We start from the raw sequence: 21,529 nt of genomic DNA on the forward strand, positions 1-21,529 counted from the left end.
TAGGCGTAGACCGGGTCGGCGAACTTGCCGCCGCGGGAGACGGTCTGCTGCACGGGCCGGTCTCCGCTGTCACATCTCAGTTGGCGGCCTGAGATGCTGCAGTCCGGCGAGGAGGCCCGGTGGCGCCCATGGCCTCGCCGGTGGGATCCGACGACCCGAGGGTCAGCTCGGCGTGGCGGCGGATGTCGGGGTCCTTGCGCAGCCACGCGTACAGGTCGAGCGCGGTCTGTACGTCGTCGTCCGGCGCGGCCCTCAACTCAACGCGTATGACCGTCCCTTCGCGGGTTGGTTGGGCATCCAGCGTAGGAGGCGCGTCGCCGCGACGAGGTGTACGGGACATTCCACCGGAAGGTGTTACGGGGATCCGCTCGGCCCCTCCGCACGGGGCCGACGGCCACCATGGGTGGCCGTCGGCTTTTGGTGCCGGTCCGTCGCTCTTGCGGGGTGCGGTCAGTTCGCGTTCACCAGGTCGTGCGCCGGCACGGTCACCGTCCGCTTGTCCGGCTTGCCGCCCAGCACGATCTTCCGCAGGGCGCTGTTGTTGTCGACGCTGGTCTCCTTGAGCCGCTTCTCCGGGTTGGCCAGCACCTGGATGTAGTACGTGCCGTTGGGCAGGTCGGTGATGTCGAAGGACTGGCCCGGCAGGTCCTGCGAGTACGTGTCGCCGGAGCCGACGTCCAGCACCTCGCGGACGGAGATCGAGTTCTCCTCACCGCAGGCGGTCGACAGGTCGGTGTTGAACGGGTGCCAGTTGGCGTTCTTCACCGTGTAGTCGATCGCGTCGGTGTTGGCGAGGCAGAAGGCCTCCTTGCCGCTGCGCACGGCCTCCTTCTTGTCCGCCTTCAGCAGCCGGTAGCTGGCGAAGTCGGTGAAGTGCCAGTGCACGTGGCCCGGGCGCGGGTCCCATTCCATGGTTCCGGTCGGGGTGTAGCCGACCTGCTTGCCCTTGGCGTCGTAGAAGTACTGGTAGGCGTCCATCTTGGCCTTGCCGGGTGAGCGGAAGCCGTCCACCACCAGCTGCGCCGGGCCGGCGTTCCACACGTTGGCGCTGAACGCCAGGTAGTCCTTGCCGGGGACGTCCTTCTCGCCGTCGCTGATGACGATGCCGTAGGCCGGCAGCGAGCGCAGGTCGGGCTTGGGGACGTCCGGCACGTTGGGCTTGCCCGCGGGCCGCTTCGCGAGCGGCTGGAGGGCGGGCGCCTTGCGCGAGCCGTCGGTCTGGCCACCCGTGTCACCGACCCGCATCGAGCGCGCGGCCTGCTCCTTCTTCTTCAGCGCCCACGGCAGGGCCGGCGGAGCGGCCTTCAGCGGCCCGTGGCCCACGTTGTACGAGGGGGTCGCGCCGCTGGTGACCGGCGCGCCGGCCTGGGCGGGCGTCGGGGCGTGGCCCGGCCCGTGGCCCGCGTGCGCGGCAGGTGCCTGGTGGGCGGCACCGTGCCCGGCGTGCTTGCCGGCCGACGCGGCCCGGGAGGCGGGCTCGGCTGCGCCTGCCTCGTCCTCGTAACTCCGCTCCTGCACGGTCACCTTCACCGTGGCCGGCTTGTTGGCGATGCCGAACAGGTCGCGGTACTTCTTGGCGACGGCGATCTTGGCGGTGTAGGTGCCGGCCGCCAGCTTGACCGAGTCACTGTAGGAGCCCGCGTAGGTGTTGGCCGCCCAGCCCTTCTCGACGCCCCATACCGATCCGAGGGTGAACGGGTTGGTGGGGCAGCTCTCCGGATACTTGGAGGTGGCGGGCGCGTCGGGCCGCACCCGGCCGCTGGCGTTGTTCGGGCAGAAGTCCTCGGTCCTGCCGAGGACCTTCTTGCCGGCCTTGTCGGTGACCGTGATCTCCGCGAAGCCGGGGAGCCCGGCGAAGTCCTTCACCGTGCCCTTGGGCAGCACCTTGGACTTGGCCTTGCCTCCCTCGTACACGGTCTGGGTGACGCTCACCGGGTCCTTGTAGGACTTCCGGGTCACCTTCAGCTCGAACGGGGTTCCCTCGGCGGTGAGGTAGGTGCCGAGGTCGAGGTAGACGCCCGGCTCCTCCTTCCAGGAGGTGAGCGTGATCGAGTCGGTCGCGGCGATGAGGCTCAGCTTGGGCCCTGTGGCAGCCTTCGCGGGTTCGGACGTGGCGGCCACGAGGCCGGCCGTCACGGCCATGGCGGCGACGGCCGTGGTGCCGGCGAGCAGCGGACGCCGCAGCCGGGTGGTGCGCGTTCTGGTCATCGATCCCTCGTCCTCCGGGTGTTGGGGGCACTCGCTGTGCCCGCGCTGTGAGAGGGGAGGACCCGATGCCCGGTTGTCCGGGTCGGGGAAAGCGGTGGCAGGTTGGCCGGATCGCTGCGTCCCAACGGAAATCAGGCTGAAGTCACGGGTATTGCCCACTCGGTGACGAGGTCTCTGATATAGGGACGATGCCCAGGATCCTCGGTCCCCGCCCGGCCCCCCTCCCCCACCCGCCGACCGCACACGACGGCCGGATATCGTCGTGTACATGCAACCCACATACGTCCCCGCCGCCGCCCCGCCTGCCGGCAACCGGTGGCCGCTGGCGGCCGCCGTCCTGGTGGGCCTGCTGATCGGCGCGGGCGGCGTGGGTGCCACCTGGGCGCTGACCGGTGACGAGACCGCCGGCGGTGACGGCGCCCGGGGCGACGCCCGGGGGGCGTGCGACGCGCTGACCGCCATGGACGAGTCGAAGCTGGCGACGCGCGGCAAGGCGGGCGAGCAGGCGCTGTACCGCTTCGCCGCCGCCTTCGACCTGTCGACGGCCGCCGCCGCGGGCGACCCCTCCTACGAGCCGCTCGCGAAGGCCGTGTCCGGCGCGCACCAGCGGCACCGTCGGGTCTTCGAGGTGGATGCCGGGGTGAAGGCGAGACTGAGCGAGGCCCGCGGCATCTGTGCCGATCTCTGAGTGCCGGAGCGGCCGCCCGCGACCCCGGTCACAGCGCCCTGCTCGGCCAGTCGAGCAGGCGGGCGCCGATGACCGCGGTCTGCAGCATGTAGCGCTGTTCGGGCTCCGTGGGATCGACGCCCGTCAGCGTGTGGACGCGTTCCAGGCGGTAGGTCAGCGCCCGGACGCTCAGTGAGAGTCTGCGGGCGGTCTCGGCGGCGACGCAGCCGGCGTCGAAGTACTTGTTGAGCGTGTCGAGCAGTGGCTGCGCGCCGCCGCGGGCCTGCTCCAGCGGGCTGAGCGTCTCGCGCACGAGGTCGACCAGGGCGGGCCGGTCACGGGCGAGGACCGGGAAGACCAGCAGGTCGGCGGCGCGCAGGAGCGGGTCGTCGAAGCCCATCCGGTGGGCGACGTCCAAGGCGTTGAGCGCCTCCTGGTAGCTGTGCCCGATCCCCACCGCGCCGGAGCGGGGGCGGCCGAGGGCCACCTGGCCGCCTTCGGTGGCGGCGTGGGCCTGTTTGGCGAAGCGGGTCAGCACGTCCCCCTGGTCGCCGGGGGCGACGCAGACCATCCGGCCGTCCTTGGTGGTGAGCAGGAGACGCCGGCTCTCGAAGTGGGTGAACAGGGCGTCCTGCACCTGCCGGGGGACGGAGTCGGTCTCGTCGTAGGGGACCGGCCCCTCGGCCACGGCGACGGCGTGGTCGCGGGACAGACGCAGTCCGAACCGTTCGGCCCGCGCGGCGAGATGGCCGGAGTCGCCGCGCCCGTGGAGCAGGTCGTCGATGAACTCCCGCCGGGCCGCCTCCTCCTGGCGGATGACCAGCCGCTGGGCGCTCTCGTAGCCCTCGGCGAAGGCGTCCAGTGCCTGCTCGACGACGGACAGCACGTGGTCGGGCGCCGCCGCTGCGGGCCACGCGCCGCGGCTGGCGGCGAGGTGTTCCCGGACGAGGACCCGCCAGCCGAGTCCCGAGGCCGCGGCACGTGCGCCCAGTTCGCGGCGGGTGGCGCGTTCCTCGCGAGTGAGGCGGCGGCCGGTGGTGGCGGCGTCGGCCAGGACCTGCACGAAGCCGTCGAGGAACGCCGCGGGCGGGTGTTGCACGGTCATGCCCTCCTGGCGGTGGCGGGAGTCGCGGCGGATTCCCGGCGCTGGTCCACAGGAAGGCCGTGAGAGCTCGACGAGCGGGAACATGCCCGTTGAAGCAGTGAGACTCGCTAAGTAAGTTTAACGTACGAACCGATGGAATCCTCGTCGGTGAGCGGCAGCTCGCCCAGGGCCTGCCAGCCCGTGGGTGTCAGGGCGACCACGTGCAAGGCGTCGATCCCGGTGACGATCGGGAGGCGGGCCGCCGTGCGAGCGGCGATGTCGGCGGCGGCCTCGGTTCCCGCGTCCAGCGCCACGGTGACGTGCACCGGCGGATCGGGGCCGAACCGGCCGCCGTAGGGAGCCGGTGCCGGAAAGGCGGTGCGGACCGCGGTGGCCACGCCGCGCAACTCGGGGACCGGGATCCCGACGAAACCACCGGTTCGTTCGACGGCGGCCAGCCTGATCGGGATCCGGCCGGCCGGCAGCGCGGCTCGCAGTCTGCGCAGCTCCGGCTCCCCCACCTCGTCGGCTGCCAGCCACGGGTAGAGCAGCGCGGCATGCGCGGGCACCCCCGGGCGCACCGCCCTCGGGTCCACGCGGGCCGCCGACTCGAGCAGCGGTTCGGCGTCCGGCAGTACGGCCAGCACCGCTGTCGTCCCCACCTGGGCCATTTCCCGTACCTCTCCTGAGAGACGCACTCTCTCGGGCCACGGTTTCACAGTCGCCGGACGCGGAGAACGCCCGTCAGCATCGGAAGGGTGAACTCGCCACGGGCGGTCTCCGTCGCGCCGGCCAGGAACGCGCGGATCCGGTCCAGCGTGGCCGCTCGTTCCGGTTCCGGCATGACCAGCAGCCCCGCGCGTGTGGCGAGGGTCGCGACGAGGGAATCGGCGGTGCGGCGCTGCGCATGAGCGAACTCGGCCTGCTCCGGGGAGCCGAAGCGGGCGGCAGCCGGCGGCTCCGGTAGGTGCATGCCGGCCGCCTCGGCCCGCCAGGCGGCGGGCGTGTCACGTGGGCCGACGGCCGCGCCGCCGCCGATCCGGGCGAGTTCGGCAACCCAATCGGTCCGGTCGTCGAGGAGGTTCCAGAGGCCGGCCAGGACGCCGTCGGGTGCGAGGACCCTGGCGATCTCGGGTCCGGCGACGGCCATGTCGAACCAGTGCATGGCGTTGCCGGCCAGTACGGCGTCGACGCAGGCGTCCGGCAGCGGGATCGCCTCGGCGCTCCCCCGCAGGGCACGCACGTCGGGCAGCGAGCGGCGCAACTCACCGAGCATCGCCGGGTCGGGCTCGACCGCGACGACCTCGGCACCGAGGGCGACGAGCGTGGCGGTCAGCTTGCCGGTCCCGGTGCCGAGGTCGAGCACGCGCGGGCCGGGGGCAGGCGCCAGTGCCCAGTCCACCGCAGCCTGCGCGTAGTCCGGACGGTGTGCGGCGTACTCGACCGCCGCCGCCCCGAACGACGAGGCGTGAGCGGGTCGTTCGTCGTGATCCACACGGTGACGCTACTCGGACCGCCGCCGCCCCGCCAGCCCGTTCCCTTCACCGCTCGCGGGCCTCTTCACCGCTTGCGGGCCATCCCGGCGGCGATGAGGCGTTCCCACACGGTGAGTTCCCGCGCGGCGGCCCCGGAGCGCCACAGGGACGCCGGGACGATTCCGGGTTCGAGGATCTCCAAGCCGTCCAGCAGGGACTCGATCTCGTCGTCGGTCCGCCACCGGCCGCGGCCGAACGTCCCCTGGAGGACCTTCTCGGCCTCCGCCGTCTCCGGGTTGTTCCCGCATCGGAAGTGGCTGACGAAGAAGTGGCTCCCCGCGGGCACTTGGTCGTGCCAGTAGCGGACGATGCCGGCGGGATCCTCCTCGTCGTTGACGTGGTGCAGGATGGCGCTGAACATGACGGCGACGGGGCGGTCGAAGTCGATCAGTTCCACGATGTCCGGGTGGCTCCGCACCGCTTCGGGGTCGCGCACATCGACCGGGACCACCCGGGTCAGGTCGTTCTCCTCCAGCAACGCCCGTCCGTGGACCAGCACCTGGGGGTCGGTGTCCACGTACACCACCCGGGCCTGCGGGTCCTGTCGCTGGGCGACCTGATGGACGTTGTCCGCGGTGGGAAGGCCACTGCCCAGGTCGATGAACTGCCGCACCTCCGTGGTCGCGACGATCTCCCCCACCGCCCGGACCAAGGCGGCCCGGTTGGCGAAGGCAATCGCCACCGAACCGGGAAGGTCACGCTTGAACACGTCGCCGATCTCCCGGTCCACGGCGTAGTTGTCCTTGCCGCCGAGCAGGTAGTCGTAGACGCGGGCGATACTGGGCCTGGTGCTGTCGATGGAGGAAATCTCTCCCGTCATGGCTCCCATCCTCTCCCCCAACAGAGCCCGTCGGCCACCACTTTGCTCCAGCACCCGGGCGGTGCGAGCAGTGCGGCGTGCACCCGACCGTGAACCATGACGTCGCGTCGGGGCTCAAGTCCCCGGCTCGTCCATCCGCCGCGTGGGGTCCACGTCGGTGTGGAGCAGGTAGTGGTCCGAGTACTCGCTCCGCTGTACCCGGTGCCGCAGCGGTGCCAGGCCGCGCAGGAAGACGTAGTCGAACTTGCTCTGCCATTCGGTGGTGGGGGCGCAGCCCGCGTCCGGTGCCGGACGGCACGCGGGGTCCGTGTCCGTGGCCAGGGCCCATAGGCGGCGGAGTTCGGGCGCGTCCGGTACGGCGTTGAAGTCGCCGAGGACTATGGCGCGGTCGTGCCGGGCGACGGCCTTCGCCAGTACCCGGGTCTGGCCGTCGCGGTACTCCTCCTGGCGGCGCTGGGCGAGGTGGGTGTTGAAGACCCGGACGGACTGGCCGCCGACAGTGGTGGTGACCGCCATGTACCCGCGGTCCTCGGAACCGCCCTCGGGATACTCCACCTCGACGCGGTCCGTCATCGGCGCCGCCGACAGGAGCGCCTGGCCGAACCCGCCCGGGTTCCACGGCGCTCCCCCGCAGCGGCTCCAGTTCTGCAGGACCGAGCCGTACGCGACGTGGTAGCGCAGGCCGTAGAAGACCTCCAGGTAGTCCCGGATCTTCTCGACGTCACGTGCGCACGCTTCCTGCATGCCGACGACCTGGGGGGCGTACGTCGCGATCTCCGCCGCGCGGTCGACGTTGCTCGCGTCGCAGGGGTTGCAGAGGTTCCACGTCATGACCCGGTTCGGCACGACGTCCGTGACGGCGTCGACGGGCAGTGCCCTGGTGAAGGGAGCCCCCTCGTCCGGCGCACTCGGGCCCAGGAGCAGCAGACACACCCCGGCCACGGCGCACGCGAGCCATCGCGAGCCGCCCTTCCTGAGCACCAGCGCCTCCTGCCCGTGGACCCACGCCACAACTGACGTCTCCTTGGGAGAGGTTATGTCACGCGCCGCCCGGCGAGACATCCTCGGCCGTGGTCCCGCCGGCCACCGGCAGGGGCATCGCCAGGTGGGCGAGGTCCCCGGGCGGGGGCGTGCTCACCGGCCACAGGGGCGCGGGGGTGCCGTCGGCGACCGCCGCGGGGGCGTCGGTCAGCCGCATGCGTTCGCGCAGCCGTCCGTAGAAGTCCATGGGCCCGAGCCGCACCGCCCGCAGTCGGCGGGGCGCGGCGTAGACGCCGAGCCAGTCCCCGGGGTCGAGGACGCCGCGCAGTTGTCCGTCGATGCTCACGGCGGCCTGTCCGGACCGTTCGAGGATGCGCAGCCCGACGGGTTCGTCGGGCGCGGTGACCACCGAGCGGTCGAAGGTCATGTGCGGGGCCACCGCGGTGAAGACGAGCGCCTCGGCCCGGGGGGAGACCACCGGGCCGCCCGCCGCGAAGCTGTAGGCGGTGGAGCCCGTCGGGGTGGCGACCAGCAGGGCGTCGGCGGAGTACGAGGCCAGGAGGCGGCCGGAGACGTAGACCCCGACGGAGATCTGCCGGTCCCGGGACAGCTTCTCCAGTACGACGTCGTTGAGGGCGGTGACGTGCAGCGCGATGCCCCACTCACCACCGCTCTCGCAGTCCGTGCGCACGCGCGGCGGCGGCAGCAACGGGCCCCGCCCGTACCGCAGCAGGGCCTCCATCTCCGACGGGATCTCCAGCGGACGGGAGGCCCTGAGGGTGAGCAGCATGCGGTTCTCCGGGTCCACACCACCGTCCCGGACGGCGTCGAGGGCGGCGCGCACCGCCGGTGCCGGGACCTCGGTCAGGAACCCGACCCGGCCCAGGTCCACGCCCAGGATCAGCGCGTCGTTCTCGGCCGCCAGCCGGGCACCGCGCAGGAAGGTGCCGTCGCCACCCAGGGTGACGACGAGGTCCGGGTCGCCGGCCGCCTCGACCTCCTCCCGGGCGCTGCGCCGGCCCTCGCCGCTCCACACGTCGATGTCGGCACATCCGACCGCGTTCTCGTGGCACCACTGCCGGACGTCCCGCGCCGCCGCCGCCGCGCCCTCGCGGCCACCGTGCACCACGAGTCCGACCCGCTCGACCGTCACCGCTGCCTCCCTGCGCGTTCGTCCGGATTCGCCAAGGGCGTGCTCTGCCGGAATCCTCGCCGACCGTCAGGCGGGCCGGGCCGCGACATGCCGACGGGCGGGAAGGCCGCGCGCGCCGGGTGGCTTCAGGCGTTCCGGCCGGCCGTCACAGTCCGCGCCAGATGTTGTCGAAGGCGGCGTCCTCGATGCTGCGGCGCTGCCTGATGGCGGCCAGTTCCACCACGGCGTCGTTCACCGCGGCGAGCACGGCCGCGATCCCGTCGTCCTCGGGGTCCTCGACCCGGTCGGCCGACTCGTGGTGGATTCCGACCGCGGCCGCGAGGCCCACCAGCACGGGGTCGCCGGAGGCCCAGCGGTCGGTGGCCCGCCGGCGTGTCTCCGGATCGGCCGGGGCCGGCCGGTCGGCGTCGCGCCGCCCCATCCAGCGCGGCCGCTTGCGGCGGGTGTCCTCCGCCCCTTCGGCGGCGACGTACTCGGCCGCCAGTCCCCGCCCCCGGCGCCACAGCCAGTCCTCCACCGACTCGTCCGGTTCCTTCCCGACCTCGGACGCCGCCGCGTCCAGCATGGGGTCACCGGACCCCGGCCGCTCCACCGGGCGGAGAACGGACCCGTCCAGGGACACCGCGCCGGCTTCCAGCAGGTCGGCCAGTTCGGCTCCGGCGAGGGCCAGCGAGAGATCGCCGCGCTCGACGGGATACTCGGTACGCGCCTCCAGTGAGACGATCGTCAGGTCGTGCGCTGTGGTCATGGCGTGGGCTCCACATCTGTCACGAGTGCCGGGATACGCGGCAGTGATCGGTTCAGCCTACCCACGGGCACCGGCCGGTCCCGGCGCTCGCCGGGACGCTGTCAGTGGCTGGTGGCAGCATCGGGCTCATGACGGACACGAAGGCCTTCGACTGGCGGCGTTTCCTCCTCATGTGGAGCGCGGAGTGGGCGGACGGCATGGCGGACGACGAGGGGCGGGGAGAGGACGACCAGGAGGCCCGGCGGGCGGGTTGGCTGGGGTCCCCGCCCGCGTCCGAGGAGCGCGTCACGGCCGTGGAGAAGCGCCTCGGCCGGCGGATGCCCCCGTCGTACCGGGAGTTCCTCAAGGTCAGCGACGGGTGGCGGCACGCCGGCGGATTCGTGTGGCGACTGGCGGGGACCGCTGACGCGCGCTGGCACGACGACGAGTCCGGACTCGCGGTCATGTTCGAGGAGTACCTGGACGCGGACTCGGAGGACGAGGAGTGGCGCGAGGCCGGCCTGTGGCGGCGAGGGCTTCAGCTCGACGTGGAGTCCGACGCCATGTACGTCCTCATGGATCCCGAGGACGTGGACGAGGACGGTGAGTGGGCGGTGTACACCTGGGCGGGCTGGCAGGCGGCGCCACCGGTGCGGCACGCCAACTTCCTCGAGTTCATGCGGGACATGCACCGCGAGTTCCACAGCCTGCGCGCTCTCCCGGGGGACGGGGCCCCGGCGTTCGTCAACGACACGACACGCAGGCTGGACGCCCAGGTGGAGGGGGCCCGAACGGCGGCACTGCGCGGCGACTGGGAGGGGGCCGGGCGGGCACTGGAGGAGGCCAAGGGATACGGCAGACCGCGGGCGGGCGGGCTGGGCGACCAGATACGGCGCCTGCTGAGTGACACCTCGCCGGTGAACTTCGAGGACCTGGTGACGGACTCGCGGTACGCGCCCGACCTGCTACCGCCGTTGATCGCCGAGTTCGCGCGGCACTCGTACCGGGACGACTCCACGCTGCGGTTCCAACTGCGGGGCGCCGACGACGAACTGGTGTCGCGGGCTCACGCGACTCTGGCACGAGTGAGGGACCGCACGTACCGGTACGCGCCCGGCGGACCCTTCGGGGAGGCGGTCGAGCGGGCCCGGGAGCTGGCGCGGTGGGGCGACACCGACGGGGCGTGGCGGACGCTGAGGAGCGCGCTGCCGCTGTGGGAGCCGCTGGGGCCGGATCATCTGGCGCCACTGGGGTGGATCGCCGACCCGTTCCTCGGGCCGCTGCTGACACCGGAGCGGGGGCGGGAACTGCTGTCCACGCCGCGGGGCGGGCAGGCCGGTGACGCGCCGCGGCCGACGGCCGATCTGGACCCGGCCGGCCTGGCCTGGCTGGCGGAGCCGAGTCCGGGGGGCGGGCGCGCCTCCTACCGGTTCGTCCTGGTGGAGGGTGTGGAGCCGGAGGAGTTACCCGGACGTCTCGCGGACGAGGACGGCGCCGTGCTGGGCGAACCCTTGACCCGGTCGGAGGCGCGCGGCAGGTCGCGGGGGGAGGGCGGGAAGTACCCGTCCTACGAGGACAGGGCGGTGATGGCGGTCGGCCGGGCCGGGGCCGGCTGGAGTTTTGCCTTCGACCACGACCCCGGGCCGTTCTCGCCGCAGTACTTCGTCTCTCCCGCCGCGGCTGCCAGTGCGGGCACGCGCGCTGTGGTGGTGGGGTGCGGCCTGCGGGACCGGCACGGGGAGCCGTTCTTCCACCTGTCGGTGGCCCAGGACGGTGCCGAGCAGTACGCGGTCACGTACGCGGAGGGGCAGGTCCGGTCCGACGGGGAGCCACCGCGTGCGCTGGACCCGAGCCGGTTCCTGGACGGCACGGAACCCCGTCCCGAGGCGGAACGGCTGCTGCTGGAAGCGGTGGCGCAGGAGTTCGGCGCGCGTCTGCCGCGCCGGGCGATCGACGACGGACGGCTGCACACGGTCACCACGCGCTCCTGGACGCGAGCGCCCCGGGACGGAGAGACGTACCGGGTCGTCGAGATCTGCATGGGACGCGAACCACGGGGAGAACAGGCAGACCCCGGACGGTGAGGACGCCGCCGCTCTCGCGAACCGTGAACCGTCCGGGGTGACGGAGCAGAGGTGGGGCGTGCGGGTGGGTGCTTCGCGCGCTCTGCGCCTCATCAGGGATGTTTGTGCCTCGTGGTGTGCAGGCCGCCCCCCTTCGCGCCTACCGGCACGCCGCCCGGCGCTGGTTGTCTTGCTGAAGCGCACGGTCCACTTGTGCCTCACGGGTCGTTCCGCTCACTACCGCTCGCCCTTCCTGGAGGGAAATTGTCCGCTCAGGACAGCGCCACAGGTCTGGCCACCCCGGACCACGGTCCCGCGGCATCCGCCGAGAACCCGCCCACCAGCCTCGGCACCCGTGCCGCGCGTCAGCTGGCGACGACCACCAAGTCCGAGCCCCAGATGCGGGGCATCTCCTCCCGGTGGCTGATCAGGAAGCTGCCGTGGGTGGACGTCAGGGGTGGGGCCTACCGGGTCAACCGCCGGCTGCGGTTGCGGGTCGGGCGGGGGCGGGTCCAGTTCGAGCAGAACGGCGCCGACGACGTCCGGGTGATTCCGCGGACCCTCACCGAGCTGCCCGTGCTGCGGGGCTACGCGGACCAGGAGGTCCTGACGGAGCTGGCCGGCCGCTTCTCGGTCCGCCAGGTGCGAGCGGGTGAAGCGCTGTGCGAGGCCCGTCGGCCGGTCACCGAGATCTACCTGGTCGTCCACGGCCGCTTCACCCGTCTCGCCGTGGGTCGGTACGGCGGGGAGGCGGTGGTCGGTGTCGTCGGCGACGGCGAACCGGTGGGGGACGAGGCGATCGGCCGGCCCGACCCGGTGTGGCCGGCGTCGGTGCGTGCCCAGACGGCGGCAGTGGTGCTGGCCCTGCCGCGGGACGCGCTGCGTGAGTTCACCGACCGGGCGCCCTCCCTGGCCGCGCACCTGGCGGCGTACGCGGAGCGGCAGCGGCTGCCGACGAACCGCGGGGGCGAGGCGGACATGCCGGTCCAGGCCGGTCACAGCGGTGAGCCCACGCTGTCCGGGGGCTTCGTCGACTACGACCTCGCCCCGCGCGAGTACGAGCTGTCCCTCACCCAGACGGTGCTCCGCGTGCACACCCGGGTCGCCGACCTCTTCGGCGATCCCATGGACCAGACGCGGCAGCAGCTGCGGCTGACCATCCAGGAGATCCGCGAGCGCCAGGAGTGGGAGCTGGTGAACAACCGGGACTTCGGGCTGCTGCACAACGTCGACCACGGACAGCGCATCGGCACGCACTCGGGACCGCCCACCCCCGACGACATGGACGAACTCCTCTCCATGCGCCGCGGGACGGGACTGTTCCTCGCCCATCCGAAGGCGATCGCCGCGTTCTTCCGGCAGTGCAACCGGCGCGGGCTGGTCCCGGGCTCCGCGACGGTGAACGGGCACCACGTCCCCGCCTGGCGGGGCATTCCGATCTTCCCGTGCGGCAAGATCCCCGTCTCCCGTTCCCACACCACCAGCATCCTCGCGCTGCGCACCGGCGAGGCCGACCAGGGCGTCGTCGGCCTCTACCAGACCGGCATCCCCGAGGAGTACGAACCCGGGCTGAACGTCCGGTACATGGGCCTCAGCCGGAACGCCGTCACCAACTACCTCGTGACCGCCTACTACTCGCTGGCCATCCTCGTACCCGACGCGGCCGGCCTCCTGGAGAACGTCCAACTCGGCCGGGTTGCCGACTGACCAGTTGGAGCACACGACCATGAGCACCTCCACCAACGGCACGGCCGCGTTCTCACTGCCCGGCCCGCCGAACCCCGCCCGGTCCATGCGGGCCCGGCGCGAGAAGACCATCCCCGGCCTGAAGCACCGGCCCGTCGCCCCCGCCGACCCGGACAAGTCCGCCGAGATCGACGAGAGACTGGAGGCCTGGGCCCGCGCGCTCGACCTGTTCCCCCCGGAGTGGAGCGGGGACTTCTCCCAGTTCCAGTTCGGCCGTGCCGTGGCGCTGCAGCACCCCGAGGCGGTCGACATGGAACGGCTCACCGTCGCCGGCAAGCTGCTGCTGGCGGAGAACATCGTCGACAGCTGCTACTGCGAGGAGGACGAGGGCCGGGGCGGCGCGCGACGCGGCCTCGGCGGCCGGCTGATCATCGCCCAGTCCGCCCTCGACCCCTTCCACTCCACTCCCGAAGCCGAGAACGACTGGCGCCAGGGCGTCCAGGCCGACGGTCCGCTGCGGTCGTACCACTGGGCCCTCAAGGACTACGCGGCCCTCGCCACGCCCAGCCAGACGACCAGGCTCGTGCACGACCTCGCCCGGCTGCACCTCGGGTACCTGGCGGAAGCCTCCTGGTCGGAGACGCGTCACCGGCCGCGCGTCTGGGAGTACCTGGTGATGCGGCAGTTCAACAACTTCCGGCCCTGTCTGTCCATCGTCGACGCGGTGGACGGTTACGAACTGCCCGAAGCCGTCTACGCCCGCCCCGAGGTACAGCGGATCACCGTCCTCGCCTGCAACGCCACCACCATCGTCAACGACCTGTACTCGTTCACCAAGGAACTGGCGAGCGACCCGGAGCATCTGAACCTGCCCCAGGTGGTCGCCGCCAACGACCGGTGCGGTCTGAAGGCCGCCTATCTCCGCAGCGTCGACATCCACAACCAGATCATGGAAGCGTTCGAAACGGAGTCCGCCCTGCTGTCCACCACCTCGCCCCTCGTCGAGCGATACGCCCGCGGCCTGGCCGACTGGGTGTCGGGCAACCACGAGTGGCACGCGAGCAACAGCGACCGATACAGCCTGCCCGACTACTGGTGACCGACGCCCGGCACCAAGAGCACACGGCACGACGGAACACGCACCACAGCACCAGGGAGCCACAGTTGACCACCGCCCAGACCCGCGCCAAGGCCGCGCAGGTACCCGCCCAGTCCACGTACCAGAACCGTGTCGCGGACTACTGGAACGCCGAAGAGAACCCGGTCAACCTCGAACTCGGCCGAGTCGACGACCTGTACCACCACCACTACGGCATCGGGGACGCCGACACCTCGGTGCTGAACGAACCGGACGCGGACCGGCGCCGGGAGCGGATCACGCACGAACTGCACCGGCTGGAGCACGCCCAGGCCGAGTTCCTCGCCTCCCACCTCGGCGACCTCTCCCCCGACGACCGGGTCTTCGACGCCGGCTGCGGACGCGGCGGCGGCAGCGTGGTGGCCCATCTGCGGCACGGCTGCCACACCGACGGGGTCACCATCTCGGCCAAGCAGGCGGACTTCGCCAACGAGCAGGCACGCAAGCGCGGCATCGACGGCAAGGTGCGCTACCACCACCGCAACATGCTCGACACCGGCTTCGCCACCGGCGCCTACGCGGCCTCCTGGAACAACGAGTCCACGATGTACGTCGAGCTGGACCTGCTCTTCGCCGAGCACGCCCGCCTGCTGCGCCGCGGCGGCCGGTACGTGGTGATCACCGGCTGCTACAACGACACCTACGGACAGGCCTCCCGTGAGGTGTCCCTCATCAACGCCCACTACATCTGCGACATCCACCCGCGCTCGGCGTACTTCCGGGCGATGGCCCGCAACCGGCTCGTCCCCGTCCACGTCCAGGACCTGACCGCGGCCACGATCCCCTACTGGGAGCTGCGCCGCGAGGCCGACCACCTCGTCACGGGTATCGAGGACACCTTCCTCAACGCCTACCGCAACGGCAGCTTCCAGTACCTGATGATCGCGGCCGACCGGGTCTGACCCGATCCGCTCAGACGATCACGACCCGACGGCCGCGCGTGTGCCCCGCGCGGCTGTCGGTGTGCGCCGCCGCGGCCTCGGCGAGTGTGTAGGACTGCTCGACGGGGATGTGGAGCCTCCCGCGTGAGATGAGGTCGGCGGCCTCGGCCAGCGCGTCCGGCACGCTCCCGGCGACGCCGGAGAACCGGACGCCGAGTTGCGGCGCGTCGAGGTCGGCGATGGAGATCACCTTCCGCGGGTCACCGGTCAGCTCGACCAGTTCACGGATCACGCCCGACCCGGCCAGGTCGAGCGCCCCGTCGACCTGCCCGAGCCGCCGTACCCGCTCGACCCAGCCCTCGCCGTACGTGGTGGCGAGGGCGCCCAGGCCACGCAGATAGTCCTGGTTCGCGGCACCGGCCGTGCCGATCACCGTGATGCCCCGCTCGCGGGCGATCTGCAGCACCGCCGAACCGACTCCGCCGGAAGCGCCGCTGACCAGCAGCGTCTGCCCGGCGCGCAGACCGATCTCGCGGATGAGGCGCAGCGCCGTCTCCACCACGGAGGGATAGCCGGCGGCCTCCTCGAAGGTCAGCCCCTCGGGCATCCGGGCCCAGGCGGACAGTACGGCGAACTCGGCGTAGGTGCTCGCCCCTTCGCCGAAGACGTGGTCGCCGACCGCGACCCCTTCGACACCCTCGCCGACCTCGTCCACCACCCCGGAGGCGTCCAGCCCCACTCCGGAGGGCAAGTCGATCGGATGGGCCTGGAGGATCTGGCCTTCGCGGATCCTCCAGTCGACGGGGTTCACACCCGCCGCCCGCACCGCGATGCGGACCTGACCGGGGCCGGCGTGGGGCTCCTCGGCGTCTATGAGGCGCAGCACTTCCGGACCGCCGAACTCGGCGAAGCTCACTTTCTTCATGCCGGAAACCGTAGCACTAACGGTTAGTTTTTAACAACGGTTACACCTTTGCAGCTGATAGCGTGAGCGCATGCCGCAACCGACCGGACGCCGCGAGCGCAAGAAGGCCGCGACCCGCCAGAAGATCGCCGACACCGCCATGGGGCTCTTCCTGGAACGCGGGTACGACAAGGTCGGCATCCGGGACGTGGCCGCCGAGGCCGACGTGGCGGTCACCACGCTCTTCTCGCACTTCGCCTCGAAGGAGGCCCTGGTCTTCGAGCGGGACGAGGACTTCGAGGCACGGCTCGCGCACGCGGTCGGGGGCCGGGCGCCGGACGAGCCGCTGATGCCGGCGCTGCGGGACGAGATCCTGGCCCTGGTGCGCCACTGCACGGCGGACGACGCCGCACCGGTCTGGCGCATGATCGACGGATCACCGGCCCTGCGGAAGTACGAGGAGTCGATGCGGCTGCGCCACGCGGAGTCGCTGGCGGCGGCCATCGCCGCCGACCCCTCGCTGTCCCGGACCACGACGGCCTGCCGGACGATCGCGAGGTTCGTGATCGACGCCTATGCGCTGGCCCGCGAGGCGGCCGATCCGGAGGCCGCCGTGGACGAGATCTTCCGGATGATCGAGGCGGCCTGGGCGGTCACCTGACGTTCACGCCCCGTTGCGGGCGCGGTTCAGCCGGAGCGCGGAGACCAGGAAGAACACGCCGCCGAGGAAGGCGTACCCGGCGAGACTCGTCAGCGCGGCGTCGTCGCCGCCCGCCTGCGCGAAGAACGAGGCGCCGGCGACCGTGGAGATGGCGCCACTGATGATCATGGCCCACTGGCCGCCCAGCTTCCGGCGGGTGGCGCCGGCGACGAGCTGGACGATGCCCGCGGTGATCGCCCAGACACCCCAGACGCGCAGCACGGCCGGGACACCCGACGTGGCCGCCACGGCCAGCCCGACGACGGCCAGTGAGCTGATCGCGATGTTCACGTGGAGCGCGGGCGCGCTACCGCCGTCGGCCCTGGCCGACCGGATGTCGACGATCGCGGCCGCCACGTCGAACAGGGGATAGACGAGCAGGAGGGTCACGGCGGCCGGTCCGAGCGTGTCGCCGGCCGCGAAGAGCAGCGCGGCCCACACCGCGGCGAACGCGAAGCGCAGGAAGTACAGCTTGCGCAGGGCCACGGGGGCGGGGGCGGTCGTACTGCTGACAAGGGTGTCCACGGAAGTACCTTTCGCTGGCGGCGATGAGGGAGAACGTTCGTTCTTCCTCATCGATACAAGAGGGTCGGCGCTGCGCTTGTCAAGACCGAACGTTCTACCTCATCGATTTGGTACCTTGGGCCGCATGAGTAGGAGCCCAGAAGGCGGCAGCACGTCGGAAGCGCGGGAGCGGCTGCTCGGTACCGCGACTCGGATCTTCTACGCGGAGGGGATCCACTCCGTCGGCATCGACCGGATCACCGCCGAGGCGAAGGTGACCCGGGCGACGTTGTACCGGCACTTCTCGGGCAAGGAGGACCTCGTCCTCGCCTACCTCGACCTGGCCGACCGGGGCATCCGGGGGCAGGTCGCCGAAGCCCGCGCGGGCGCCCGGTCCCCGGCCGACGAGGTCCGGGCCGTCGCCAGGTCCATCACGGAGGGCATCCGCTCCCCCGGCTTCCGCGGCTGCGCCTTCCTCAACGCGGTGGCCGAGTACCCGGACCCCGCCCACCCGATCCACCGGGCCGTCCTCGCCCACCGGGCGTGGTTCCTGGACACCGTCACGGAACTGCTGGCACGGACCGGCGACGCACCCGCCGAGGCGGACGGGCGGCACCTCGTCATGCTCCGGGACGGCGCCATGGCGGCGGGGTGCCTCTTCGATCCCGAACTGGTCTCGGAGACCTTCCTCCAGGGCGTCGAGGGAATTCTGCGGGCGCGCACCGGCGCTTGAGGCGTCGGACGCCCGACAGCGCCGCTCAGCGACGTGCGCCGGAGGCGGGGCGTTCGAGGGCCAGCGTGGCGATCCGCCGCCAGTCCAGCTCGGGTACCCGGTCCACCGCCCCGGGACGGTCGCGCGGGACCAGGACGCGCAGGGCACGCGGTCGCAGGGTGCACACCACCGGTGTGGGCAGCGTCAGCGCCTCGCCGTCGACGGCCACCGGGATGCTCGCGGCACCGGCGCGGACCTCCACCCGCCGTGACGTCAGCATGGTCAGCGCCGGAGACATCGAGCCCCGCACGGCGAGGTCGGCCGCCTGCGCGGCACCGTCCACGCGGATGCCGAGCACGCCGAGTTCGCCCCCGTCCAGCCGGGGCCGGCGTCCGACGTCGAGCGGGTCGGCCGAGGAGTAGGGGTTGTTGCTGACCAGCAACGCCTGCTGGCCGTCGACCGGCCGGTCGTCGGCGAGCGCGTCGAGGCGCTCACCGGCACCACCGGCCAGCAGGTCCGGCAGCGCGTCGAGGGCCGTGCCCGCCTTGGCGTCGCGGTACTCGGGGCGCTGCACGATCGCCGCGTACACCCCGAACGACACGGTGTTGACGAACGCCCGGCCCGCCACGTCACCCAGGTCCACCCTGAGTTCCACCCCGTCGGTGAGGGCGTCCAGGCACCGGGACGGGTCGGTGCGGTCCAGGCCCAGGTCCATGGCGAGGTGGTTGCGGGTGCCGGCGGAGATGACCAGGAACGGCAGGTCGTGCTCGGCCGCCACCGCGGCGACCAGGGCCTGGGTGCCGTCCCCGCCCGCGACGCCGAGCAGGTCGGCGCCCTCGGCGACGGCCTTGCGGGCGAGTTCCTCGACATCGCTGTGGATGTCCGGCCGCAGCAGGATCACCCGGGCACCGAGCGCCTCGGCCCGTGCGACGAGCCCGAACCGTGCCACCTTCCCGCCGCCCGAGGCCGGGTTCATGATGAGGACCGCCCGTCGGGGCCGCCGGCCCGGCTCCACGGCGGCGGGTGCCGGATCCGGCCGCCGGTCCGCCCGCAGGGCACCACGGGCACAGCCCAGGGCCCCGGCCCAGAGCACCACCCCGACCGGGGCCGTGAACCAGAGGCCGCCGTTCAGGAACAACGCCAGCACGGCCACCAACGCGCCCACGGCGAGCCCCGCGCCCAGCACCCGCACGACACCCCGATGGGCCAGGAACCACCATGCGCCGACCGCGCACACCGCCAGTCCCGAGAGCCCGCCCAGGATGATCATGAGGCCCGCGTCGAGGAGCGACAGCAGGAGGACGAGCACAGCCGCCACGGCGGCGAGCAACGCGTAACGGGCCAACGACCGGGCCCTCACCGACGGATCGACCTTGCTCACCTGCACGCCCCCCATTTCACCGAGGCTCCGTCGACCGGGAGCCGCCGGGCAGCCTACGGCCTCCGGACGGGCCGTAGGCGATATTCGGTCCCGCGCTGCCGGGGGCTCGTCCGGCTACTGTTGCTCCCCATGTCCCACACCGAGGCCGAGATCACCGCGGAGCTGATCCGCGATCTCCTGAAGGAACAGCACCCGGACCTGGCCGACCGGCCTTTGGGGCTGGGCGCGCGCGGCTGGGACAACCAGTTGTGGCGGCTCGGAGAGGACCTCGCCGTGCGGCTCCCGTGGGCGACGGAGAGCGCGGACGCACTCCTGCTGAAGGAACACGCCTGGCTGCCCGCGCTCGCCCCGCACCTGCCGCTGCCCGTCCCCGTGCCGCAGCGCCTGGGCGAGCCCTCCGAGCGGTTCCCGCGGCCGTGGATCGTCACCACCTGGGTACCGGGGACGCCGGCCGACCGCGCTCCCGTCACGCGCGCCGCCGACGCGGCCGGTGCTCTGGCCGCCTTCCTGACGGCACTTCACCGGCCCGCACCCGCCGGAGCCCCGGTCGGCCGCGGCCGTGCGGGGGCCCTGGCCGACCGCGCGGAAGGATTCGCCGACCAGCTTGCCAAGGCCACCGACCTGGGCCTCCTCCCCGACCCGGACGCCGTCCGCGCGGTGTGGGAGGACGCACTCGACGCTCCCCCGTGGGACGGCCCGCCCCTGTGGGTCCACGCCGATCTGCATCCGGCCAACATCCTCACGGCGGACGGCACGTTCTGCGGTGTGATCGACTTCGGCGACCTCTGCGCGGGCGATCCGGCGAGCGACCTCGCCGCCGCCTGGATCCTGCTGCCGGACGGAGCCACCGACCCCTTCCACGACGCCTACCGGCCGTCCCCGGACAGCGCCACCCTCCGCCGTGCCCGAGGCAACGCGGCGGCGAACGCGCTCGGCGGCCTGCTCATCGCGGATGCCGGTGAGCGCGGCCTTCCCGGTGGCAAGCCCACCTGGGGTCCCCCCGCACGGGCCGCGCTGCGACGCCTCACCGGAACGAGGCACAACTGAGGTTGGGCGTCGGCACGGACAAGAACCGGCCAACCTCGGTGGGCGAGTTGCCTACGGGGACGTTGACACGCGCGGGGATACCCGGGTGGGCCATTCAGGTGAGGGTAATGTGTTCACAGGTCGAACGGATCTCCGTGTGACCCGTGGTGGCGACCGCGCTGGCCGGAGGCCGCCCGTCCGAGCTGCCCGCACACGACCTCTGAAAGTGGAGCCGATGAACGTGTCGACCGGCGGCGGAGGGCTGCGGGGCCGGGCCACCGTAGCAGCACTCGTCTGCGCGATGGCCCTGATACCCGGCCCGAGTTACGCGGCCCCCGACGATCCCGGCCCCCGGGACGACACCTCCATCGAGGGAGTCCGCGCGGAACTCGACGGCCTCTACCGCGAGGCGGAGGTGGCCACCGAGGCGTACAACGCGGCCAACGAGAAGGCCAAGAAGCAGGAGAAGCGGCTGACATCGCTGCGCAAGGACCTCGCCCGCACCGAGGACCGGGTGGACGACCTGCACGACCTCGCCGGCGCGGCCGCCCGGACGCAGTACCGCGGGGGTCATCTGGCCTCCACCGGCATCCAGTTACTCCTCGGCGACCACCCCGACCAGGCCCTGGACGAGGCGTCGCAGGCCCGCCAGGCCATGCGGGGCCTCGTCAACGTCTCCGAGACCCAGCAGACCGTCCGCGCCGAGCTGGACGAGCAGACCGAGGCCGCCGCGGAGGAACTGCGCAAGCTGAAGAAGACGCGCGCGGACAAGGCCGGGGCGAAGGAGCGGATCGAGAAGAAGATCGCCGAGGCCGAGAGCATCGAGGCCGGTCTCGAGGAGGAAGAGGCCCGCAGGCTGGCCGCGCTCGAACGGCAGCGGACCGAGGAGGCCAAGTCCAAGTGGCCGGGCTCCGGCTCGGGCGGCAGCGGCGGCTCCGCGGGCGGGGGCGGGTCGGGCGGCGGTTCCACCGCCGGGGGCGGCTCGGGCGGCGGGACGAGCGTGAGCGGGGCGGCCGGGAAGGCGGTGGGCTTCGCGATGGCCCAGATCGGCAAGCCCTACGTATGGGGAGCCGTGGGCCCTTCGTCGTACGACTGCTCGGGACTCACCTCCGCCGCGTGGGCGGCCGCCGGGCACCCCATTCCGCGTACCTCGCAGGCGCAGTGGCAGGGCCTGACCCGGGTCGGCCTCTCGTCCGCGCGCCCCGGTGACCTGATCATCTACTACAACGACGCCACGCACGTGGGCATGTACATCGGAGGCGGACAGATGGTCCACGCCCCACGGCCCGGACGCTCGATCACGACCGCGCCCGCCGCCTCCATGCCCATCCTCGGTGTGGTCCGACCCGGAGTCTGAGC

21 protein-coding genes are annotated in these 21,529 nt (G+C 72.4%); 9 read left to right on the plus strand and 12 right to left on the minus strand.

Annotated features, from left to right (window positions below):
- Positions 1-76: 76 nt before the first annotated feature.
- Both OIE75_RS01410 and OIE75_RS01415 read right to left on the minus strand, forming a co-directional pair.
- Complete coding sequence (locus OIE75_RS01410; RefSeq protein WP_329469104.1) at positions 77-256, minus strand: effector-associated constant component EACC1; 180 nt, start codon at positions 254-256, stop codon at positions 77-79.
- 194 nt (positions 257-450) lie between these two features.
- On the minus strand, positions 451-2,208 hold the full coding sequence (locus OIE75_RS01415) for a lysyl oxidase family protein (RefSeq protein WP_307008933.1): 1,758 nt from the start codon (positions 2,206-2,208) through the stop codon (positions 451-453).
- Between the two features lie 268 nt (positions 2,209-2,476).
- Here OIE75_RS01415 and OIE75_RS01420 point away from each other — a divergent pair, with 268 nt between their 5' ends.
- The gene (locus OIE75_RS01420; protein ID WP_307008935.1) at positions 2,477-2,896 is read left to right on the plus strand and encodes a hypothetical protein; all 420 of its coding nucleotides are present in this window, start codon (positions 2,477-2,479) and stop codon (positions 2,894-2,896) included.
- A 28-nt stretch (positions 2,897-2,924) separates the two neighbouring features.
- Here OIE75_RS01420 and OIE75_RS01425 read toward each other — a convergent pair whose 3' ends face one another.
- The 7 genes from OIE75_RS01425 to OIE75_RS01455 all read right to left on the minus strand — a co-directional run bounded on the left by OIE75_RS01425 (position 2,925) and on the right by OIE75_RS01455 (position 9,196).
- On the minus strand, positions 2,925-3,980 hold the full coding sequence (locus OIE75_RS01425) for a PucR family transcriptional regulator (RefSeq protein ID WP_329469106.1): 1,056 nt from the start codon (positions 3,978-3,980) through the stop codon (positions 2,925-2,927).
- Between the two features lie 107 nt (positions 3,981-4,087).
- Complete coding sequence (locus tag OIE75_RS01430; RefSeq protein ID WP_307008939.1) at positions 4,088-4,630, minus strand: 2'-5' RNA ligase family protein; 543 nt, start codon at positions 4,628-4,630, stop codon at positions 4,088-4,090.
- Positions 4,631-4,674: 44 nt separating this feature from the next.
- Positions 4,675-5,454, minus strand: a complete 780-nt coding sequence (locus OIE75_RS01435; protein WP_329469108.1) for a class I SAM-dependent methyltransferase — start codon at positions 5,452-5,454, stop codon at positions 4,675-4,677.
- Positions 5,455-5,519: 65 nt separating this feature from the next.
- Positions 5,520-6,314: an SAM-dependent methyltransferase gene (locus OIE75_RS01440; RefSeq protein ID WP_307008943.1), complete on the minus strand. Its 795-nt coding sequence runs from the start codon at positions 6,312-6,314 to the stop codon at positions 5,520-5,522.
- 114 nt (positions 6,315-6,428) lie between these two features.
- Positions 6,429-7,325 (minus strand): endonuclease/exonuclease/phosphatase family protein, encoded by an 897-nt coding sequence (locus OIE75_RS01445; protein ID WP_353608942.1) that lies wholly within the window; start codon positions 7,323-7,325, stop codon positions 6,429-6,431.
- A 28-nt stretch (positions 7,326-7,353) separates the two neighbouring features.
- Positions 7,354-8,448, minus strand: a complete 1,095-nt coding sequence (locus tag OIE75_RS01450) for an NAD(+)/NADH kinase (RefSeq protein WP_307008946.1) — start codon at positions 8,446-8,448, stop codon at positions 7,354-7,356.
- 145 nt (positions 8,449-8,593) lie between these two features.
- Complete coding sequence (locus tag OIE75_RS01455; RefSeq protein ID WP_329469110.1) at positions 8,594-9,196, minus strand: GOLPH3/VPS74 family protein; 603 nt, start codon at positions 9,194-9,196, stop codon at positions 8,594-8,596.
- A gap of 128 nt (positions 9,197-9,324) precedes the next feature.
- Between OIE75_RS01455 and OIE75_RS01460 the strand changes: the two genes are divergently transcribed.
- The 4 genes from OIE75_RS01460 to OIE75_RS01475 all read left to right on the plus strand — a co-directional run bounded on the left by OIE75_RS01460 (position 9,325) and on the right by OIE75_RS01475 (position 14,964).
- Entirely contained in the window at positions 9,325-11,259 is a 1,935-nt protein-coding gene (locus tag OIE75_RS01460; RefSeq protein WP_329469111.1) for an SMI1/KNR4 family protein, read from the plus strand.
- Between the two features lie 243 nt (positions 11,260-11,502).
- A complete protein-coding gene (locus OIE75_RS01465) occupies positions 11,503-12,945 on the plus strand; it encodes a family 2B encapsulin nanocompartment shell protein (RefSeq protein ID WP_443078264.1) in 1,443 nt (480 codons plus the stop codon).
- Positions 12,946-12,964: 19 nt separating this feature from the next.
- Positions 12,965-14,023 carry a family 2 encapsulin nanocompartment cargo protein terpene cyclase gene (locus OIE75_RS01470; protein ID WP_329469112.1) on the plus strand — a complete coding sequence of 353 codons (1,059 nt, stop codon included), beginning with the start codon at positions 12,965-12,967 and terminating at the stop codon, positions 14,021-14,023.
- Between the two features lie 65 nt (positions 14,024-14,088).
- The gene (locus OIE75_RS01475) at positions 14,089-14,964 is read left to right on the plus strand and encodes a geranyl diphosphate 2-C-methyltransferase (RefSeq protein WP_329469114.1); all 876 of its coding nucleotides are present in this window, start codon (positions 14,089-14,091) and stop codon (positions 14,962-14,964) included.
- A 10-nt stretch (positions 14,965-14,974) separates the two neighbouring features.
- Here the strand turns inward: OIE75_RS01475 and OIE75_RS01480 are convergent, their stop codons facing one another.
- Positions 14,975-15,868, minus strand: a complete 894-nt coding sequence (locus OIE75_RS01480) for an NADP-dependent oxidoreductase (protein WP_329469116.1) — start codon at positions 15,866-15,868, stop codon at positions 14,975-14,977.
- Positions 15,869-15,938: 70 nt separating this feature from the next.
- On the opposite strand from OIE75_RS01480, the gene OIE75_RS01485 reads away from it, so the two are divergent.
- Positions 15,939-16,508, plus strand: coding sequence for a TetR/AcrR family transcriptional regulator (locus tag OIE75_RS01485; RefSeq protein ID WP_307008955.1), 570 nt, complete (start codon positions 15,939-15,941; stop codon positions 16,506-16,508).
- 3 nt (positions 16,509-16,511) lie between these two features.
- Here the strand turns inward: OIE75_RS01485 and OIE75_RS01490 are convergent, their stop codons facing one another.
- On the minus strand, positions 16,512-17,072 hold the full coding sequence (locus OIE75_RS01490) for a hypothetical protein (protein WP_329469118.1): 561 nt from the start codon (positions 17,070-17,072) through the stop codon (positions 16,512-16,514).
- Between the two features lie 124 nt (positions 17,073-17,196).
- Between OIE75_RS01490 and OIE75_RS01495 the strand changes: the two genes are divergently transcribed.
- Positions 17,197-17,784, plus strand: coding sequence for a TetR/AcrR family transcriptional regulator (locus OIE75_RS01495; RefSeq protein ID WP_122617947.1), 588 nt, complete (start codon positions 17,197-17,199; stop codon positions 17,782-17,784).
- A 25-nt stretch (positions 17,785-17,809) separates the two neighbouring features.
- Here OIE75_RS01495 and OIE75_RS01500 read toward each other — a convergent pair whose 3' ends face one another.
- Complete coding sequence (locus OIE75_RS01500) at positions 17,810-19,144, minus strand: diacylglycerol/lipid kinase family protein (protein ID WP_329473914.1); 1,335 nt, start codon at positions 19,142-19,144, stop codon at positions 17,810-17,812.
- A 129-nt stretch (positions 19,145-19,273) separates the two neighbouring features.
- On the opposite strand from OIE75_RS01500, the gene OIE75_RS01505 reads away from it, so the two are divergent.
- Together OIE75_RS01505 and OIE75_RS01510 are read left to right on the plus strand one after the other, a co-directional pair.
- Entirely contained in the window at positions 19,274-20,191 is a 918-nt protein-coding gene (locus tag OIE75_RS01505; RefSeq protein WP_307008960.1) for a phosphotransferase, read from the plus strand.
- 214 nt (positions 20,192-20,405) lie between these two features.
- On the plus strand, positions 20,406-21,527 hold the full coding sequence (locus OIE75_RS01510; protein WP_329469119.1) for a C40 family peptidase: 1,122 nt from the start codon (positions 20,406-20,408) through the stop codon (positions 21,525-21,527).
- Positions 21,528-21,529: the final 2 nt, after the last annotated feature.

The organism is Streptomyces sp. NBC_01723 (genome assembly GCF_036246005.1).
Lineage (GTDB): Bacteria > Actinomycetota > Actinomycetes > Streptomycetales > Streptomycetaceae > Streptomyces.

Coding starts and splice junctions, on each gene's coding strand:
- OIE75_RS01425 (WP_329469106.1), bottom strand. CDS start 3,980: ATGACCGTGCAACACCCGCCCGCGGCGTTCCTCGACGGCTTCGTGCAG.
- OIE75_RS01420 (WP_307008935.1), top strand. CDS start 2,477: ATGCAACCCACATACGTCCCCGCCGCCGCCCCGCCTGCCGGCAACCGG.
- OIE75_RS01495 (WP_122617947.1), top strand. CDS start 17,197: ATGAGTAGGAGCCCAGAAGGCGGCAGCACGTCGGAAGCGCGGGAGCGG.
- OIE75_RS01505 (WP_307008960.1), top strand. CDS start 19,274: ATGTCCCACACCGAGGCCGAGATCACCGCGGAGCTGATCCGCGATCTC.
- OIE75_RS01485 (WP_307008955.1), top strand. CDS start 15,939: ATGCCGCAACCGACCGGACGCCGCGAGCGCAAGAAGGCCGCGACCCGC.
- OIE75_RS01480 (WP_329469116.1), bottom strand. CDS start 15,868: ATGAAGAAAGTGAGCTTCGCCGAGTTCGGCGGTCCGGAAGTGCTGCGC.
- OIE75_RS01470 (WP_329469112.1), top strand. CDS start 12,965: ATGAGCACCTCCACCAACGGCACGGCCGCGTTCTCACTGCCCGGCCCG.
- OIE75_RS01415 (WP_307008933.1), bottom strand. CDS start 2,208: ATGACCAGAACGCGCACCACCCGGCTGCGGCGTCCGCTGCTCGCCGGC.
- OIE75_RS01460 (WP_329469111.1), top strand. CDS start 9,325: ATGACGGACACGAAGGCCTTCGACTGGCGGCGTTTCCTCCTCATGTGG.
- OIE75_RS01455 (WP_329469110.1), bottom strand. CDS start 9,196: ATGACCACAGCGCACGACCTGACGATCGTCTCACTGGAGGCGCGTACC.
- OIE75_RS01440 (WP_307008943.1), bottom strand. CDS start 6,314: ATGACGGGAGAGATTTCCTCCATCGACAGCACCAGGCCCAGTATCGCC.
- OIE75_RS01430 (WP_307008939.1), bottom strand. CDS start 4,630: ATGGCCCAGGTGGGGACGACAGCGGTGCTGGCCGTACTGCCGGACGCC.
- OIE75_RS01510 (WP_329469119.1), top strand. CDS start 20,406: ATGAACGTGTCGACCGGCGGCGGAGGGCTGCGGGGCCGGGCCACCGTA.